General features: G+C 39.2%; 18 protein-coding genes and 1 pseudogene. 14 read left to right on the forward strand and 5 right to left on the reverse strand.

Annotated features, from left to right (window positions below; translation table 11 throughout):
• Positions 1 to 39: 39 nt before the first annotated feature.
• Positions 40 to 1,029, reverse strand: a complete 990-nt coding sequence (gene holA, locus V7L20_RS11705; RefSeq protein ID WP_334744243.1) for a DNA polymerase III subunit delta — start codon at positions 1,027 to 1,029, stop codon at positions 40 to 42.
• A gap of 211 nt (positions 1,030 to 1,240) precedes the next feature.
• On the opposite strand from holA, the gene V7L20_RS11710 reads away from it, so the two are divergent.
• Positions 1,241 to 2,029: a DUF1868 domain-containing protein gene (locus V7L20_RS11710; protein WP_334744244.1), complete on the forward strand. Its 789-nt coding sequence runs from the start codon at positions 1,241 to 1,243 to the stop codon at positions 2,027 to 2,029.
• 346 nt (positions 2,030 to 2,375) lie between these two features.
• Here V7L20_RS11710 and V7L20_RS11715 read toward each other — a convergent pair whose 3' ends face one another.
• Positions 2,376 to 3,155: an RDD family protein gene (locus tag V7L20_RS11715; RefSeq protein ID WP_334744245.1), complete on the reverse strand. Its 780-nt coding sequence runs from the start codon at positions 3,153 to 3,155 to the stop codon at positions 2,376 to 2,378.
• Positions 3,156 to 3,175: 20 nt separating this feature from the next.
• Entirely contained in the window at positions 3,176 to 4,024 is an 849-nt protein-coding gene (locus tag V7L20_RS11720) for a DUF975 domain-containing protein (RefSeq protein ID WP_334744246.1), read from the reverse strand.
• An 80-nt stretch (positions 4,025 to 4,104) separates the two neighbouring features.
• On the opposite strand from V7L20_RS11720, the gene V7L20_RS11725 reads away from it, so the two are divergent.
• The 12 genes and pseudogenes from V7L20_RS11725 (at position 4,105) to V7L20_RS11780 (ending at position 15,154) form a co-directional block, all read left to right on the forward strand.
• Entirely contained in the window at positions 4,105 to 5,058 is a 954-nt protein-coding gene (locus tag V7L20_RS11725) for a stage II sporulation protein M (RefSeq protein WP_334744247.1), read from the forward strand.
• 169 nt (positions 5,059 to 5,227) lie between these two features.
• Complete coding sequence (locus tag V7L20_RS11730; protein ID WP_334744248.1) at positions 5,228 to 5,422, forward strand: DUF6745 domain-containing protein; 195 nt, start codon at positions 5,228 to 5,230, stop codon at positions 5,420 to 5,422.
• A 330-nt stretch (positions 5,423 to 5,752) separates the two neighbouring features.
• Positions 5,753 to 6,796, forward strand: coding sequence for a phosphate ABC transporter substrate-binding protein PstS (pstS, locus tag V7L20_RS11735; protein ID WP_334744249.1), 1,044 nt, complete (start codon positions 5,753 to 5,755; stop codon positions 6,794 to 6,796).
• A 269-nt stretch (positions 6,797 to 7,065) separates the two neighbouring features.
• Positions 7,066 to 8,067 carry a phosphate ABC transporter permease subunit PstC gene (pstC, locus tag V7L20_RS11740; RefSeq protein ID WP_334744250.1) on the forward strand — a complete coding sequence of 334 codons (1,002 nt, stop codon included), beginning with the start codon at positions 7,066 to 7,068 and terminating at the stop codon, positions 8,065 to 8,067.
• A gap of 63 nt (positions 8,068 to 8,130) precedes the next feature.
• Positions 8,131 to 9,012, forward strand: coding sequence for a phosphate ABC transporter permease PstA (gene pstA / locus V7L20_RS11745; protein WP_334744251.1), 882 nt, complete (start codon positions 8,131 to 8,133; stop codon positions 9,010 to 9,012).
• Between the two features lie 127 nt (positions 9,013 to 9,139).
• Positions 9,140 to 9,919 carry a phosphate ABC transporter ATP-binding protein PstB gene (gene pstB / locus V7L20_RS11750; protein ID WP_334744252.1) on the forward strand — a complete coding sequence of 260 codons (780 nt, stop codon included), beginning with the start codon at positions 9,140 to 9,142 and terminating at the stop codon, positions 9,917 to 9,919.
• Positions 9,920 to 10,453: 534 nt separating this feature from the next.
• On the forward strand, positions 10,454 to 11,233 hold the full coding sequence (locus V7L20_RS11755; RefSeq protein WP_334744253.1) for a phosphate ABC transporter ATP-binding protein: 780 nt from the start codon (positions 10,454 to 10,456) through the stop codon (positions 11,231 to 11,233).
• Between the two features lie 91 nt (positions 11,234 to 11,324).
• Positions 11,325 to 11,474: a hypothetical protein gene (locus V7L20_RS11760; protein WP_334744254.1), complete on the forward strand. Its 150-nt coding sequence runs from the start codon at positions 11,325 to 11,327 to the stop codon at positions 11,472 to 11,474.
• A 617-nt stretch (positions 11,475 to 12,091) separates the two neighbouring features.
• Positions 12,092 to 12,796 (forward strand): annotated as a pseudogene (locus V7L20_RS11765) (SDR family oxidoreductase).
• Between the two features lie 106 nt (positions 12,797 to 12,902).
• Positions 12,903 to 13,958, forward strand: coding sequence for a 4-hydroxyphenylpyruvate dioxygenase (gene hppD / locus V7L20_RS11770; RefSeq protein ID WP_334744255.1), 1,056 nt, complete (start codon positions 12,903 to 12,905; stop codon positions 13,956 to 13,958).
• Positions 13,955 to 14,395: a GNAT family N-acetyltransferase gene (locus V7L20_RS11775; RefSeq protein ID WP_334744256.1), complete on the forward strand. Its 441-nt coding sequence runs from the start codon at positions 13,955 to 13,957 to the stop codon at positions 14,393 to 14,395. Before hppD ends, V7L20_RS11775 begins: the two co-directional genes overlap by 4 nt.
• A 66-nt stretch (positions 14,396 to 14,461) precedes the next feature.
• The gene (locus V7L20_RS11780; RefSeq protein ID WP_334744257.1) at positions 14,462 to 15,154 is read left to right on the forward strand and encodes an HAD family hydrolase; all 693 of its coding nucleotides are present in this window, start codon (positions 14,462 to 14,464) and stop codon (positions 15,152 to 15,154) included.
• Between the two features lie 134 nt (positions 15,155 to 15,288).
• Here the strand turns inward: V7L20_RS11780 and V7L20_RS11785 are convergent, their stop codons facing one another.
• Positions 15,289 to 15,915 (reverse strand): CPP1-like family protein, encoded by a 627-nt coding sequence (locus V7L20_RS11785; protein WP_334744258.1) that lies wholly within the window; start codon positions 15,913 to 15,915, stop codon positions 15,289 to 15,291.
• A gap of 647 nt (positions 15,916 to 16,562) precedes the next feature.
• Here V7L20_RS11785 and V7L20_RS11790 point away from each other — a divergent pair.
• A complete protein-coding gene (locus V7L20_RS11790; RefSeq protein WP_334744259.1) occupies positions 16,563 to 17,282 on the forward strand; it encodes a response regulator transcription factor in 720 nt (239 codons plus the stop codon).
• Between the two features lie 717 nt (positions 17,283 to 17,999).
• Here V7L20_RS11790 and V7L20_RS11795 read toward each other — a convergent pair.
• Positions 18,000 to 18,305 carry a small RNA NsiR4-regulated ssr1528 family protein gene (locus V7L20_RS11795; protein WP_334744260.1) on the reverse strand — a complete coding sequence of 102 codons (306 nt, stop codon included), beginning with the start codon at positions 18,303 to 18,305 and terminating at the stop codon, positions 18,000 to 18,002.
• Between the last annotated feature and the right edge of the window lie 64 nt (positions 18,306 to 18,369).

Genomic DNA, 18,369 nt, shown 5'->3' on the forward strand with positions numbered 1-18,369 from the left:
CAGCAACTGCTCAATACATCAAGCTTTTATATTTGATTGTCAATTCCCTCGGCAGACTTGACAAAGTTCGATGACTTTAGTCTGGAGTGTTGGTATTTCTGATGCTCCTTGCTTAAGACTCACTTCTAATTCCAATAGTAGGGGTAAACAAGAGATTAACTGTTGCACAGAAAGAAGGTTGATTTCTTGCTGTAAGAAGTAGATCCGTTTGGGATTACCGATATCAGCAGCAGTAGCTATCGCTTGTTGATTGCGCTCCCCACTTTCTATCATAATCTTGACCCACAGCCATGTACGAAATTGTCCAATCAACGTGACGACTATCCGTAATCCCGGCTCAGAGGCATTACTCAAATCTGCCAGTGTTGTCAAAGCTTTAGCTGTATCTCCTGTTCTGATTGCTGCTGCTAATTGTAAACTATTTTGGGTAGTATTTCTTACTAACTTGGTAACGATATCTGTGTCTAAAGGCTTGTTGCTACCTTGGGCATATAGCCGCAGTTTCTCTAACTCATTGTAGAGTAATCGTGTATCATTTCCTACAGATTCTACCAACAACTGGGCAGTATTGGCAGTTAGTTTTACACCCACAGTCTGAGCTGCTTGATTAATAGATTGCACCAGCAATTCGGTTTTCCAAGGGGGAATGAGGGGAAATTCTCGGAACTCGGTAGCAAATTGTTTTAACAATTTTGTGGATTTGAGGCGTTCATCTGGCTTGTTGCGGCTGGTGAGCAATAAAAATGAGTTTTCGGGAATGACTCTTAGCGATCGCATCAGTTCTGCTAACACATTCTCTGGACACTGCTGGCACAAAGTAGTATTTATCAGCCATACCAAGCGCCCACCAGCGCCAAAAGTGGGTGTCATGACTTGATTTAACCCCTGGATAGCAGCATCAGCTTGATCTGGGGTGAATGCAGTGTAATTAAAACTTATCCATTGGGGATCGAGGACGCGATCGCGCAGCATAGCGATCGCCTTTTCCATAGCAAAATCATCCTCACCCCAGTAAACATAAATTGGCATAGATAAACCTCTTAGTATATAGGGGAATGGGGCATTGGTCATTTGTCATTTGTCATTGGGGATTAGGCAATAATCAATAGTTCTTCTTCCCCTACCCCCTGCCCCCTGCCCATCACTCCCCACTCCCAAAATTAAATACTTTTTAAATCATTCTGTTAATCAAGGTAATTTTTCCTAAAATCTATCAAGTGAGAGCATGAGGCTATGAAGATTGGACGACAACTATCAAACTTACTTAAATCGGTTAGCACGGCTGACGCTGCCAGAAGCATACAGATCCCAAGTCCAGCATATCCAGGAATCTTCTAAATTTCAGCCACATTCTGGGTTGAGACAAGCAGCGTCCTTTCCTGGCTATACGCTAATTACCCCGCCAGCAGAAGAAGAATCACAAAATTCTGCTTTCTATGACAAATTACAGACTTACCAACAGGAACTTTTGCAGTTGCCTGTAAGCCGTGATTTGATTGTGCCTCTACCTCCTGCTAGCTTCCACATGACTTTAGCGGATTTAATTTGGGACAATGCTTACCTTGACGCCTGCGAAAAAAATCCCAAATTTGACGAGGAGTTACACTCTTGTTTAGCCGAAACCTTTCAGCAATATCAACAATTGATGACAAATAAAAGTCATCCGATTAAATGGCAAATGCTGGGACTGATAGTGATGCCAAGGGCTATAGCCGTTTGTTTAGTACCCCAAGATGAACGTTGTTACGAGGAAATTATTAAATTTCGCCGAACAATTTATCAAAATCCCAAGTTAATTGCTTTGGGTATTGAGCAGCATTATCACTTTACAGCCCATGTTACATTAGCTTATTTTGGGGAGGTTTCATCTGACTTAGACCGCACAAGTTTCAGTACAATGCTTTCTCAATTGAACGATCAATGGCTGTTAAATTTGCCAGAATTTCTGATTAATCGTGTCGAATTACGAAAGTTTGACAACATGACACGCTATTATCGTGAACCAGACTGGCCGATTTTAGATTTTTAAGTCATTAGTTATAGCGGTTCTTGCTTGGGTGCAGTGCAGTTTTTACTTCTCTCCTAAAAGGAGAGAGGCTTTGAATCTTACTCCCCTTCCTTTGAAGAGAAGGGGCTGGGGGGTTAGGTCTGTATTTCAAGCAATTGGCAACCGCTATAATAATTAGTGGTCAGTAGTCTCCACTGATTGACTACTGACTATTTATTATTAGTTATGTATTCCTGAAAATAAAGCAATTTTATAATGTCGGTTAATAGGGTTTTTGCAAATGCATTGTGACGAAATTTTCCAACCAATTTAGGTAAATTTATTAAAATACCTTCTATCTAAAAATGCTCTAAATAAAGTCTCTAGCTTAAAAGTCCGGTTGTTTATAAACAAGATAAACAGCTTCTAAAAATACATCAGGTGTAACAGCTTCTGGCAATTTTTCTAAATTAATAATAGCTTTAACTTGCTCGGCTAGCTTTAGAGATAGTGATGCTCTTGCCTTTAACGACATTGCACCACGTCGCTGTAAATACTCACGAATCACAGCAAAATCATCTGGCATCAGTTGCGATAAATCAGCAACTTCAATTAACTGTTCATGAAGTCCTTTTGCTTGTTCTGAAATTATCAATGTCGCGGATGCAGTGGATGTTTGGGCTTGAATTACAATCGTGCCAGCAGCCAAATCACCTAAGCGCTTTTCTCGACGACTCAACATAATTAAAAAAGCGCCAATAAACAAAGTTTCATCAAAGGGTCGCAGTAAAGCACGTAGCGTTGCTTGCTGTAGCCCGATAAGTTTACCATCATCTCGAACCACGCGAATTTTAGCAACCCGTTTACCAGGGGTTTGTCCAAACCATAAGGTTTCAAAAAATACAAAGTATCCTACGTAAATAATAAAACTAGTAAGGAATGCGATCGCCATCAACCATAAAGTAACTGCGGTACCGAAAATATTTACCCAGAAATCTCCTAACTGGACTGAAACAAGAGACCAAGCTGTGAAAAATCCCACCCAGATCATAGCCAAAACGTGATAGTCAATAAGCAAAGCCCACGCACGATTTCCGATTCCAGCAAGGGTAAATTCTAGTTCTACGCTTTCTGGAGTATTAAATTTAACATTATTGAATAGATGCATAATTGTCTGTATAGTGTGGTTTAAATTTCGCGATCGCGTAACTGCAAGCCTAAACCTTCACGACGACTCCGCATGTCATAGTAAATAACAGCTTTAATTGCTTGCCAAAATGGTAAAATTATTGCGCCAGTACTAAAACTCAATGCAACGATAAATACAGCCAAAATCAAAGCAAAAATAGCAGAATTATCATTTATTAAGGGCAAGAAAATACCTTGAATCACAGCAGAAACAATCTGAAGAACAATTTGAGCAGGTATTGTGATCAAAAAGGCTACAAATGAGATAAATAAAATCCGCCATACATGACCTTGAGTTAATTCCCAGCTACGGCTAATAGTTGATGTACCATTAACATTGTCTTCAATGGCAAGGGGCACATCTACTAAATAGAATCGCGTCAGAAGCCATAAAACTGCCACAATTGCCACAATACTCACCACAATGGTAAGGATAATAATGAGAATAGAAGTAGCTGGATTTCCTTGTTGTCCTAACCCTACAAACGCTGATAACGAACCAAACAAGACAAATAAAACTACAACACCTAAACCAATTCCCATACCGATCAGAAACATTAACAGCATTGTGACTAAAAACTGCCACAATCGGGAATTGACGTAACGCTGACCTGACGAAATACTTTCGGGTTGATTGACCAACTCGCCAAAAGCCAAACGAGAAATCAGCGCTGAAAGGGCATAAAACTTAGCCCATCCATAAACTGGAACCAGTACCCATACGTAAGCTTTCAGTGCAAGTAAAAAATAATCTTTCAGATGAGAACGATACAACCGCACGGCAGCACTCACTACATTCCCAACACTTAGTGGTTGTATCTGACCGGGAGATCCAAAGCTTTCAGACATAATGGCAAATTTCCCTTGAAATTACGGAGATGAATTTGAAGTTATCTTAAGCTAAATTAAACTCAGTGTTCCCAAAATTCATGAATATTCAACGTTGGATTGCGCGAAGAGAACCAAATTGGCAACGTCTAGATGCCCTATTAAGACAGATAGAAAAAAAAGGATTAAAGTCCCTACAGGCAGCAGAAATTAGAGAGTTAGCGAGTTTGTATCGTTCAGTCGCGGCAGATTTAGCCCGTGCCCGCACTCAGCAAATCGGCGATACTTTAATAAAAAGTTTACAATCTTTAACAACTCGTGCCTATACGCAGATTTACCAAGGTTCGCGGCGACAGGAATGGCAGGCAATTCTAAAATTTTACCAATGGGGATTACCATCTATAGTTCAGAAAACATTTGCATATATTGCAGCTGCAACGGGGCTGTTTTTACTGGGGGCATTAGTGGCTTGGTGGTATTCTTGGCAAAATCCCAGCTTTATACCTTTGATCGTACCTGAAAGTTTGATTACCAAGGTGCGAGATGAGCATAAATTATGGATGGGGTCAATTGTCGGGGTTGAACCTTTAGCATCCAGCAATATCATGATCAATAACCTATCGGTGTCCTTTGGGGCTGTTGCCGGTGGCATGACGGCTGGAGCATACACAGCCTATTTGATGGTATTTAATGGCTTATTGATTGGTGCTGTTGGTACTTTAGTAGGTCAAAATAATCTGGCTTATCCTTTTTGGGCGTTTGTGTTGCCGCATGGTTCTTTGGAATTACCCGCCATCTTTTTTGCTGGGGGTGCAGGATTTTTATTAGCAAGAGCAATTTTATTTCCTGGTAAATATCGGCGTGGGGATGCACTGAAATTTTACGGATCTCAAGCGGTACAGCTAGTATTTGGGATTGTACCAATGTTGGTTATTGCTGGTGCGATCGAAGGCTTTTTTTCACCTAATCCCAGCGTACCTGATCCAATTAAATATCTGGCAGGAATGGGATTGTTTATACTTTTAGTGATGTATTGTAGGCGCAAGCAAAATTGAAATAATTTAGATGTTGACGGATTGATAAATTAACAAATATTTTAGAATAAAGTAAATACTAACGATGTACAAAAATCATTATAAGTTTAAACTAAGATAAATCTGGTACAAGCATCAAATAAAATATTGAGCTTAGAGGAATTTCTCGCACTACCAGAAACTAAATCGTATGGCGAGTACATCGAAGGTTTGTATAGTCTGCGATCGCCCTTGTAAGTTGTCTTTTGACGAAGAAAATATGCTTCATGCTGAAGGGGAACCTGCTCTTCAATTTCCTGATGACTATAGTGTTTATGCTTGCCACGGAAGACATCCTTCTCAAAAACAGCGATATTATGAGGAGCAATATCTTGATTCTGTGTAGATGCACAGTCTAATAACCAATGATTTAAAATTGCTACTTAATTTCAATGACTCACCGCTCAATACAGATTTTTATCTATTTTTCACGAAAATGATAATTTTTCATGAGTGTATTCTATTTTTTCAAATTATTTAAATTAAACCTAATTTTTTCATCAGCAACCTAGCCTAGTAAATCAAATTTCAACGACTAAAAAATATTTGTAATTAAAATTTAAGCATATCTTAATTGTTATTTTAACATCTGTTAAACAAATTTTAACTATAAAAAATGTAGCCTATCTAAGGCTGGAATTACAGCAGGAAAGTATTCCTTTAAGTCAGAGGTTATATGATTTTTTCGACTACCATCTTGAATCGTGTCGTCGCTACTTCAGTGGTAACAGCTTCTGTTGCACTTAGTCCATTTTTTGGTGCGATCGCACAAGCTGAAACTTTGAACGGTGCAGGAGCAACTTTTCCGGCTCCGCTTTACGAACGCTATGCTCGTGAAGTCAAAAACAAGTATCCAGACTTGAAAATTAATTACCAAGCAATAGGTAGCGGTGGTGGTATTCGTCAAGTCACTGCTGGAACTGTTGACTTTGGTGGTAGTGATGCTGCAATGAAAGATAATGAAATTGCTAAAGTCAAGAACGGTGTAATTTTAGTACCCACAGCAGGCGGTGCTGTTTCTGTTGTTTATAATGTTCCAGGTGTTAATAATCTCAAATTATCCCGCAGTACACTACCGGCAATTTTCTCAGGTCAAATTACCAAATGGAATGACGCAAAAATTAAAGCTGATAATCCAGGTGTCAATCTACCAAATCAACCAATTAAATTTGTTGTTCGCGCCGATGGTAGCGGTACAACTTTTATTTTCACTAACCACTTAAGTGCTACTAGCGGTTATTTTAAAGGCAGGGTTGGAGTTAACACTGCTCCCAAATGGACTCTGCCAAACGTTCTCAAAGGCAAAGGCAACCCAGGTGTAGCAGCCTTAGTATCTCGTACTCCTGGTTCTATTGGTTATGTAGAATATGCCTATGCTGTCAAAAATAATCTGAAATCAGCGCTAATACAAAATAAGAGAGGAGAATTTGTTGCTCCTTCTTTACAATCTGCAAATGCAGCTTTATCAACTGTCACTTTCCCAGACAACTACCGCGTTTTCGTAGGAGATCCAGGACAAGGTTATCCCATCGTTGGTCTTACTTGGATGATGGTTTACAAACAGTATGCTAATGCTTCTAAAGCTGATGCTATAAAAAAATGGATTAATTGGGTATTGAAAGATGGTCAACAGTATAACGATGACCTTAACTACACCAAAATTCCATCTGATGTAGCAAATCGGGTACTTCAGACAGTGAATAACTCTGTCAAACCTTAATTTACAATTTTTAGAACTTATACACAAGAGATCCCCCAACCCCCTTATAAAAGGGGGCTAAGTCTCTTAAAGTTCCCAAATTTATCGGAACATTTAGGGTAATCTAAAAATTAAAAAACTAAACAAGTAGTTTGAAAAAGCTCTCTAGGTGAATCAAGACTTTAGGTTTTGCATGCTTAAATCTTGAATATTACTACTTTCCTATCTTAAGAGATTGAGTTAATAACTTACTATTATAGTAAGAAAAAAATCTATTTTATTGATTTGTAATGGCAAATTCATCGGAACCAGCCGACATAAATTCATCACATGATTTGAATCAAGGCGATGAAGATTTCAATCTAACAGCTATTGGTGGCACAAATCTTTGGTTAGACCAAGCTTTTACACGGCTAGTATACTTTTTTGCTGTGATTACCGTTGCAGTGCTATTTTTGATGAGTTGGGTAATTTCACACGAAGCTCTACCAGCTATTAAGCAGTTTGGATTGGGGTTTTTGTGGAGCCAAGATTGGGATACAGGTAATCAGCTTTTTGGTGCATTACCCTATATTTATGGAACTTTGGTAAGTAGTGCGATCGCTATTTTATTCGCTGTCCCAGTCGGAATAGCAGTAGCCTTAGTCACGAGTGAAAATTTCTTACATCCATCGCTGCGAACCACCCTAGCGTTTGTTGTTGAATTAATTGCAGCAATTCCCAGTGTCATTATTGGTTTGTGGGCGATTTTTGTCTTTATTCCAGTTTTAGAACCTCTACAAAAATGGCTAGCCAGCAATTTTAAATGGATACCATTATTTAATACAGAAGACCCTTCAGGGACTAATATATTGACTGCTGGAATTATTCTATCCATCATGATTTTGCCCACAATGGCAGCAATTACTCGTGATGTTTTAATGGCTATCCCTAAAGAATTACGTAGCGCATCTATGGCTTTAGGTGGTACTCGTTGGGAAACAATTTTTCGGGTTTTGCTTCCAGCTGGATTTTCTGGAATGGTTAGTGCAGCAATGCTCGCCTTAGGGCGTGCTTTGGGTGAAACAATGGCTGTCACTATGGTAATTGGCAACTCTGCTCAAATTAGTGCTTCTTTACTCAATCCAGGTTATACAATTCCCTCTGTATTAGCTAATGAATTTGCCGAAGCTGAACCGGGTTTGCATATAGGCGCTTTAAGCTATTTGGCATTGATTTTGTTTGGGTTAACTCTAGCTGTAAATATTGGTGCTGTACTCTTGGTTAAATGGGTTGGCAGAAAAAATAAATAGCACTATTTTAATACAAATATCTCAATGAAACAAAATGTTTGCAAATAAAAATTCATAAAAAATATGAGTAGTTACATTCAGTCAGAAACTGATGAATCTCTGGCAAGAGAATTATGCAGTCCTCTGCCAACAGAGCGAATAATGTTTACCTATGGAATGAATGCGATCGCCTTTGGTTTTACAGGTCTAGCACTCATTCCTTTATTATCAATTTTATGGGAAATTTTCATCCGAGGAATATCTGGACTGAAATCAGATATGTTTGTCAAAGCAGTTATTGATAATGGCTTTGGCAATGCCATCTTAGGAACCATAATCATGGTGGTAATTGGTGCTATTTTAAGTATTCCCACAGGAATAATGACAGGAATTTTCTTGGCAGAATTTGGTCAAACCAACTCAATTGCTAGTATTGTTCGTTTTATCAGCAGTATTCTGACAGGCGTGCCTTCAATAGTTGTAGGCGTATTTGCTTACGGTGTGATAGTTTTGGTAACTAAAGGATTTAGTGCGATCGCAGGCGGTTTCGCTTTAGCCGTAATTATGCTACCTGTAATTATACTGACAACAGAAGAATCCTTAAAACTGATTCCCACATCTCAACGTTTAGCCTCTGCTGCTTTAGGCGGAACTCGCTTTCAAACTACCCTTCGCATTGTTGTTACTGCTGCAATTCCCGGAATTACTACAGGCATTTTATTAGCTGTAGCTCGTGCTGCTGGTGAAACAGCACCCTTAATTTTTACTGCTTTATTTAGTTTAGATTGGTCAGAAGGATTATTCAGTCCAACAGCTTCTTTACCAGTATTGATTTTTAACCTCTACAACGACCCTGACCCACAAAAAAACCAATTAGTCTGGACTACTTCTATAGTTCTACTTGGCTTAATTTTATGTGTCAATATTCTTTCTCGCCTAGTTATTAAGCAAAGAAGATTGAAGTAAAATAAATAATATTTTGTATTGTTTTGCATCTTGGCAAAGTATGATATTAAAATGGTGACCTGCCAGGCTAAAGCCTTGTTTGATATATCTAAAATTACAAATTACGAATTATGAATTATGAATTAGCATGAGTAACCTAATACCAGCTATCAAAGTTAAAAATATCAGCTTTTACTATGGCACAACAAAAGCAATTGAAAAGGTGTCAATAGATATTTATCAAAAGCAAATAACCGCAATTATTGGCCCAAGTGGTTGTGGTAAATCTACCTTCATCAAAATTTTGAATCGCATTAGCGAATTAGAAGGGCCTGTGAAAGTTGAAGGAAATGTAGAATTTTTTGGTCAAAATATTTATGCTCCTCGTGTCAATATCAATCGGTTACGCCGCCAAATTGGTATGGTGTTCCAAAAACCGAATCCTTTTCCAATAAGCATTTACGAAAATGTTGCCTATGGTATGAGGATAGCAGGCAGGCATTCCAAATTAGAATTAGATGAAATTGTCGAATCTGCACTTCACAGTGCTGCTCTTTGGGATGAAGTGAAAGATAAGTTGGATAAATCAGCTTTAGGGCTTTCTGGTGGTCAACAACAAAGATTATGTATTGCCCGTGCTTTAGCAGTCAAGCCGAAAGTTCTGCTGATGGATGAGCCTTGCTCGGCTCTTGATCCCATAGCTACTATGAAAGTAGAAGAACTACTTCATAGTTTGCAGTCTGAGTTGACAATTGCGATCGTTACCCATAATATGCAGCAAGCCGCTCGTGTCTCTGATTTTACGGCTTTCTTCAGCACCGATGAAAGTCGGATTGGTCAAATGGTTGAGTTTGGTCCTACAGAGCAAATTTTTAACAACCCACTAGACCCCCGTACCCGCGACTACATTTCAGGGCGTTTTGGTTAAAGCAAGTTTTAGGATGACTTAATAATTTTTGTCGAACAGTTCGTACTAGAGGATATTCACAAAGCGCGGTTTAAAAAATAATTACTAATTTATCTTTATTAGATAAACTAGCTCCTCATACCATTTCTTTATGAGGCTGCACCAAACCCTTTTAACTTCTTTCTTTGTATTCTACCCTTCTCTTTTGGAGACACTACGCGTAGCTTGCTTCCCCGTAGGGGTACGGGAAGCCGCTTTGCGTCTATGTGGTTCGTTTTTCTTCATTTTTATACTTAAATATTTATTTTTATTTCTATAGGACAATTATTTGATTTTAAAAACATAGGTAGGGGAGCCAATCGTATAAGCGGGTTTCCCAACTTGAGCGAACTGGCGTTGTGTAGCTGCGAGTCAATAACAGTTTATATGCTGGATGGCTACTGCATAACTACGTAATTTCCATGAATATCTCCTTTTGGGAGTAACATAGTGAAACAGTGCTGCTGATTTGTACTACTTTACTTCGTCAACTTTTATTTCATACGTTTTAGGGATATGAGTAAACTAATTCCAGCAATCAGAGTCAAAAACTTTAGCTTATCTTACGACACTCAAAAGATAGTTGAAGGCGTGTCAATGGATATTTACCAAAACCAAGTCACGGCAATTATTGGTTCTAGTGGTTGTGGCAAGTCTACTTTTCTTAAATCGTTAAATCGCATGAGTGAATTAGAAGGAGATGTGAGGGTTGAAGGAAAAATAGAATTTTTTGGACAGAGTATTTATGAGCGTCGTGTCAACATCAATCGCTTACGCCGCCAAGTTAGTATGGTTTTTCCCAAGCCAAATCTTTTTCCCATGAGCGTTTACGATAATGTTGCATACGGGGTGAAATTAATTGGATGGCATCCAAAACTAGAATTAGATGGAATCGTTGAATCTGCCATCAAAGCTGCCGAACTTTGGGATGAAGTAAAAAATAAGCTACAAAAATCTGCTTTAGAGCTTTCTGGTGGTCAACAACAAAGACTATGTATTGCCCGTGCTTTAGCAGTCAAACCGAACGTTTTATTAATGGATGAACCTTGTTCAGGTCTTGATCCTGTCGGTAGTATGAAAGTTGAGCATCTGATCCAGAACTTACGCTCTGAGTTGACCATTGTCATGGTTACTCACAATATGCAACAAGTTACTCGCTTATGTGATTTTACGGCTTTCTTTTACAGTAATGAAAATCGCATTACTCAAATGGTTGAATTTGGTACTACAAATAAAATCTTTACTAACCCCGTGGATTATCGCACCCGTGACTATGTTTTTGCCCGTGGTAGTTGAAGTTTTTCTAAAATTCTAGCTATTCTGAGAGTTACCACATAGTCCAATACGCTTGGGTTAGGTTTACTGGGTACGTAGACAAGGGCAAAATTTGCATATAAAAAACCGGAATACTGGCAAATTAACTCATTATTCCTTACCAATGGCAACAGAAGTTCCATCTTTTGAACAAGTGGTTGATGAAATTCAATATTTAATCAAAACTGAACAGGAATCAATCAATGCTCGATTGACAGTTTAATGGCTGTTGCAACTTGATTTAAATAAAAATGTGATATCAATATCAAACATCATTCAAAGCAACCAGAAATTGAGTAAATAATGCTTGTTATAGATAACTCATTTGTACAATCTTTTCAAAAATAAAAAATAATATTCTGTGGAAACTTCTAATAGAGAAACATTAGATAAATTACTATTATAAATTATTCAATATATATATAAATTATGCAAAAATCGCTGAAAAGCTTAATTTCTCGAATCGCCAAGACGCCTTCTCTGCGAGAGGCTACGTGTTGGCGGAGCCTTTCATTAGAGAAGAAAGTTAAGAATTCGTAGAGCGAGCGTAAGTCCTAATATAAAAATCAAATCTCCTGAAACTAAATTATCTGTGTCCAAGCTAGGTTCAGAGCTACAGAAAATAACCAGGTAATCTCCTAATTCAATTATTAAAAAATTAAAGTTAGGTTCCAATTTTACCAAATATCTAGAATCATCTCTCACATTTACATTAAAGGCGAGTGGTAAGGAATATGAGGTAACGCTGCTATTTGCCGAGTAAGTACTTTCTGGTTGTCTACGTACAACCTGATCTGTAATTCAGTATCATGTAAGATGTAAAGAAATGTAAATATTATAATGCAGAATAAAGTCGTTGTTGTTATCGGTGCTACTGGTGGTATTGGTTCAGCGTTAACACACAAACTTGCGCCTACTGGAGTCCGGTTGCTACTGGCTGCCAGAGATGCGGTTCGTTTAACAACACTGGCAAATGATTTACCAGGGCAAGTTTTGAGTGTTCCCACCGATATAACTGACCCACAACAGGTAAATACTTTGATAGAAAAGACGATCGCTGAGTTTGGTCAAATCGATATTTTAGTGAATGCAGCCGGTGCTGGTATACTCAAGCCTTACAACAGCCTAGAACCTGCCGATTTAGACAAGATGCTAGATGTCAACTTAAAAGGCAGCTTTTACACCACTCAAGCGGCTGCTGAACAGATGCAAAAGCGCAAATCTGGTCACATCTGTAACGTGGTTGGAATTTTAGGCAAGCATTCGATAGGAATGGCCGCAGCTTATTCTGCTTCTAAGTTTGGTGTTGTCGGTTTCAGCAAATGCATGGCAGAGGAACTTAAGCGCTTTGGTATCAAGTTCACGCTATTCTACTTTGGTGGGGTAGATTCTCCTTTCTAGGATAACGTCAACCTAAAAGTAGACCGTAAAAAAATGCTCAGTCCTGAAACTGCTGCCAATGCGATTTTCTTTGCCCTTGCTGCCGAACCACAAGCTGTGCCAATGGAAATTAACATTCAACCTGATAGTCATCTATTCTTTTAAAGTAGGAGTGTACCTACATAATTCTTGCTTAGGAAAGACGTGAAAATCTAGCAAAAAAGGCAAAATTTACAGATATATAAACTGTTATGCTTGATTTTCAATATTTATGAAAATTGATCACGTTCATTTCTATGTAGAAGATGCCAAAATTTGGCGGGATTGGTTTGTACACCATCTTGGTTTTCAAGCAGTAGCCGATCGCAGCATTTCATTTCACACTTGTACAGAAGTGGTAAAAAGTGGTGCTGTCTGTTTTTTTCTGTCTTCACCACTGTTACCCACAAGTCCAGTAGCTGAGTTTCTGCATCAATATCCCCCTGGTGTGGCAGATGTTGCTTTTGCCATCGAAGATGTAGAAAGTGCGATCGCACTAGCTCAAAAACACGGTGCTACAATCCTACAACCCATCCAAGAACGCCAGGTGGGTACAGAATTCCTCAAGTGTGGTAAAATAGCCGCCTGGGGTGGACTTACTCATACATTGATCGAAAGGTCATTGGTTTTTGATAAAGGACAAATAACTAATGACAACACTTTTACCGCCATCGATCACATAGTATTAAACGTGGCAGTTGGTGAATTGGAAAATGCTGTAGCTTGGTACGAAAATATCCTAGATTTTCAACCCCAGCAGGCATTTAAAATTAAAACTGATCGCTCTGCTTTACACAGCCAAGTGATGGTTTCGCGCAACGGCAGCGTCCAATTGCCAATTAATGAACCAGCTACCAGGAATTCTCAAATTCAGGAATTTTTAGATGTCAATCGGGGTCCGGGAATTCAACATATTGCCTTGCGGACAACCAATCTAGTGAGTGTGATCGCTAAATTTCGTGCCAATAATTTATCTTTACTCTCAGTTCCCCAAAGTTATTACACGCAACTAAAACAACGTCCAGGATTGCCTCTATCACCCCAAGAACTAGAAGCGATCGCTCAACAAGAAATTCTAGTGGACTGGCAAGAATATACTCCTTTAGAGGGAGGAAATATCGCGCCCTTATTACTACAAATTTTCACACAGCCAATATTTGAACAGCCGACATTTTTCTTTGAGTTTATTGAACGCCGTTACCAAGCTCAAGGTTTTGGCGAAGGTAACTTTCGCGCCTTATTTGAAGCCATTGAAAGCGAACAAATCAAACGCGGTACGCTGCAATGATGCCTGAGTACAAAATATCAATTGAAATTCAGCCAGACTCTAAACAAGTTGATTTTATTGACAAGCAACTTCAAGATTTCAATGTAGGCAAGATTGGAAATTACCAATATACGCCACTGTTTCTATTACTTCGTGATTTAGAAAACAATGTAGTGGGCGGCTTAGAGGGTTTTATCGGCTTGGGATGGTTCCATATCGGTATTCTCTGGGTTACAGAGGAGTTCAGAGGTTATGGATATGGAAAAGCACTTCTTTTGGCAGCAGAGCAAGAGGCTGTTAATCGTGGCTGCTTAAACGCATATCTTTTTACTTACAGTTTTCAGGTTCCCAAATTTTCTCAGCATTTAGGGTATGAAGTTTTTGGAGATTTAGAAGATTTTCCTCCAGGTCATCGTCGATACTTTCTTAAAAAGAGCTTACAAAAAACCTTTAGCTAGACTTGATATTCTCGAAAAATAGCCATACATCTGAGATAATTTTAATAAAAATTAACTTTTCCGCCGATGCTAAGACTTATTACTGACTTCGACGGCCCAATTATTGATGTTTCTGAACGGTACTACCGTGTTTATCAATTCTGCCTAGAAAAAACCCGTCGCCCAAACCAAGTAGTACAAGAACTTCCGAAAGCGGAATTTTGGCAATTAAAGCGATCGCGCGTTCCTGAAAAACAAATTGCCTTGAATTCTGGGTTAGACGAAGCCCAAGCTCAAGAATTTGCCCAGTTGCGGCGGCTAACAGTGCATACAGAACCCTACTTTCACTATGACACCCTCGCGCCTGGTGCTGTGGATGCACTGTTAAAAATTCAACAAGCTGGAATTGATTTAGCAGTTATGACCATGCGCCGATTTCGGGAACTTGATTATGCCTTCAAAAAACACGATTTAGGAAGATTTTTTCCAGAAAATCGTTGTTATTGCTTGAGTAACGACTACGTTAAAACTCGTGATATCGAAGATAAACCCTTATTGATGGCTAGGGCTTTAAATGAACTGCCTCCGGCGGCTGATATTTGGATGGTGGGAGATACAGAAGCCGACATCACCGCAGCTAAAAATTATGGGATTAAGGTAATGGCTGTGGAATGTGGCATCCGCGATCGCACCCAATTAGAACTTTACCATCCCGACTTAATCGTTAAGGATTTCAGCACTGCTGTAGATTTGGTCTTAAAACCTAAACACCTTGTCTAAAAAGCCTTTCTCACTGCAACAGATTAAATTAAAATAGGAGTCAAAATAGGCATTCTGACTCCTGACTCTCAAATTTTAACAAGAACACACATAAACTATGTCTTCTTTATAGAAACTTGCTTAAGGGTAGCAGTTTACCGTAAAAAACTACTAACTAACCACAACAATATAAACGTTAGTACAGTAGAGAACTGATTCGGTGACAAATTCAGGAATGATATTTGTGGTGAAAGCCAGCTAGCAACTAGTCCCCCAACGATTAAGCCAATTATTAAACTGACCAGGGTGAACAAAACTGCTCGACCAAATTTACTTTCCTTGCGATTGAGAAAGTAAATACTAGCGCCTACCCCAACCACCAATGCCAACTGCAAAACCTGATCGCCTCCCTGTGGGTAAAACACACTGATAGAACTCAAACCAAGAAACCAAGCTCCTGGTAAAAATATATCAGCAGGTGAAGGCTGATCCAGCATCCGTTGCAGCCATGCAGGTGACTGCTCCCGAGGGGCTGGACTTTCTTTAGGAGGGGATTGCACTCGCAACTCTGGAAACCGAATACGCTCAGGGACTTTAATTTTACCTTCTTGGCGCATCCGTAAGCGATCCATTAAAATCGCATCGTAAGCAGCTTCAATTACTTCTAAATGCTTGGCATCGCTACTATATTGCTCGAATAGGCGATTACGAGCATCCTGAATCTCATCGAAGCTAGCCTCTTCTGATACCCCAAGTTTTTCGTAGGGATTTTGATCGCTCATGGGAGTTTGTTAGTTCAGCCTCAGTCAGCGGCAGTCTTTTGTCGAATAAAACCAGCTTTAGGTTTTGTTTTAATCGAAACTAAAGTTTCGACTTAATTTTATGCTCTAACAGGATAGTAGCACGGGTTAGTTTAATCAGACTTTGTAATTTTAACTATAGCCACTTTAACATATCGATATAACTCCGTGTATACCCTCATGTCGTTGTCTAGTTCTGGCTCTAATCTAGAATTTGAAGGGAGAGTACCTAAAACACATAGTTTTTATGAAAATATCAACTTTAATGTTTCAAATTTGGCAACTTACTGTGCCTTAATAGAATTTTTTTAATTATACTGAATAATCGCTTGTGGTATATATCCGCATATCGATTTAAAATTGAGACGTTTTAAGTTACCACTTAACTGGGATCAAGAACGTGTCTTGGTATTAAGAACTGTTGCGGCTAAAGTCAGAGCGCTTATATACTGTGCCTAACAGAAGTTTAGCGTTCTTGTTGCCCACAATCCTGATTAAAGTATTTATTTTTGAATAATCAGGAATCTCATACCGTAGCCATGTAGATTCTTAAATAGTTCCAAAGTGGCAACTGCGTTTTTACGCAAACCTTTTGTTAATCTTACGAATTTTTGTGCAAAGTAATGGTCATGGCTCCTGCCAAGATTCTTGTAGTTGACGACGATCCTGCGGTTCGGAATTTAATCCAACGCTTTCTGATTAAGCAGAACTATCAGGTAGAGGCTGCCGAAGATGGAAAGACAGCCTTAACTCTATTTGAGCAATTTAACCCCGACTTGGTGATTCTAGATGTGAATTTACCAGATGTAACTGGGTTTAACCTCTGCCAAGAGATGCAAAGTCGTAATGGTGTCTTTGTTCTGATGTTGACTAGCCGTGCTGACGAAGCTGACAAAATTCGCGGCTTTGCTAAAGGTGCTGACGATTATCTCACTAAGCCTTTTGGGCTAGGAGAGTTAGAAGTCCGAGTCGGAGCGATTTTGAGGCGTCAACGAGTGATAACTACTGCCGAGCAAAAACGCTTGGTATTTGAAAAACTTATGATTGACCCCGTGCGACGGGAGGTGGCACTTAATAACCAAGCAGTACCTTTAACTGCTCTGGAATTTGATTTGTTGCATTTTTTAGCCAGTCATCCAGGTCGAGTTTGGCGGCGTGCGGAGCTAATCCAAGAGGTATGGGACTATGAATATGTGGGCGACCAAAGGGTTGTAGATGTCCATATCGGGCAAATTCGCAAGAAGATTGAAATTGATGCTAGTCAGCCAGCATTAATTCAAACTGTACGTGGCGTAGGGTATAAATTTGAATCTCCTGCTCATTCCCAGCACTTGGAAGCTAAGTCCTGAATTAACAGTCTAGAGTTTTTTAACTCTTGACTGTTAATTGTTGGGGGAGTGATTAGTGAATTTCTTTGGTTTTAGTAAAAGACAAATTTAGACACTCAGCCTCTTCCCCACAAGACGCACTTGCGTTTGGGGAAGTCACGCATTTATGCATTCACGCATTCAAAAATTTACTAAGCCCATAAATAAATTTACTTGCTCTGTACCTTTTTATTTCTAGTTAAAATAGGTAGATATTGCTCAAATACACACCAGGCTATTATTTGAGATATTTATTTATATGTTTAAAACAGTCGAAACAATAGAGAGTTCACTGGAAAATATTTCTTTGCATCTTACCGTTTTGGTAAATACAACGGCGCTTAGGTTGGAGTTCGTAGCGGCGCACACCTAATCATTGGTGTCAACACCCAACAAATTTGGGCTTTATCTTCTTAAGTTGACACCAATGGGCATTGCTCATTGGTGTCAACTTAAGAAAAAATCTGCTTTGAGAGGACATTTTGCCCTCATCCTCTAACCCCTTCTCGCAAGTTGGGATTCGGGGAACTAGAGAATTTGCTCCCCTCTGGCAATTTTGCTTTCAAGGTTGGGGTGAGGGTCAAATCTGGAAAGTTCGCCAAATCTAGCTTATACGTTAAGTTGACACCAATGGATATTGCTGTGCCCCTAGGGCATATTTGGTTCAAATATATGAAAACTGTTATAAAATATTAACAATTATTTCCCACTATAGAAAAAGGCAATTTCCTTTTCTTTTAGGGGTGCGAAACCAGCATTTACAAGTAATTGGTCGAGTTCTGCTTGGGGAATGTGTTTTGCACCAATTCGCACAATGCGCGATCGCATAGTATTAGATACACCACTGCGCTGTCTATTGGCTTCTAGGGCCATAACTTTACCATAAAGTTCTAGCTTGGCAGACGGAATAGGAGAACCATCAAAATCAATTCCCTGTGCGATCGCTTCATCAATAGCATCAGCCCCTGTGGTAGTTTGATTCCCAGGGTTAGTTTCGGTAGGCATGGTGATTTACTCTTCTTCGTTATAGGTAGATTTTACCAGCCTTGCTGACACCAAAGCTGCCAAT

Origin of the sequence: Nostoc sp. (assembly GCF_036916735.1) — a bacterium.
Lineage (GTDB): Bacteria > Cyanobacteriota > Cyanobacteriia > Cyanobacteriales > Nostocaceae > Nostoc.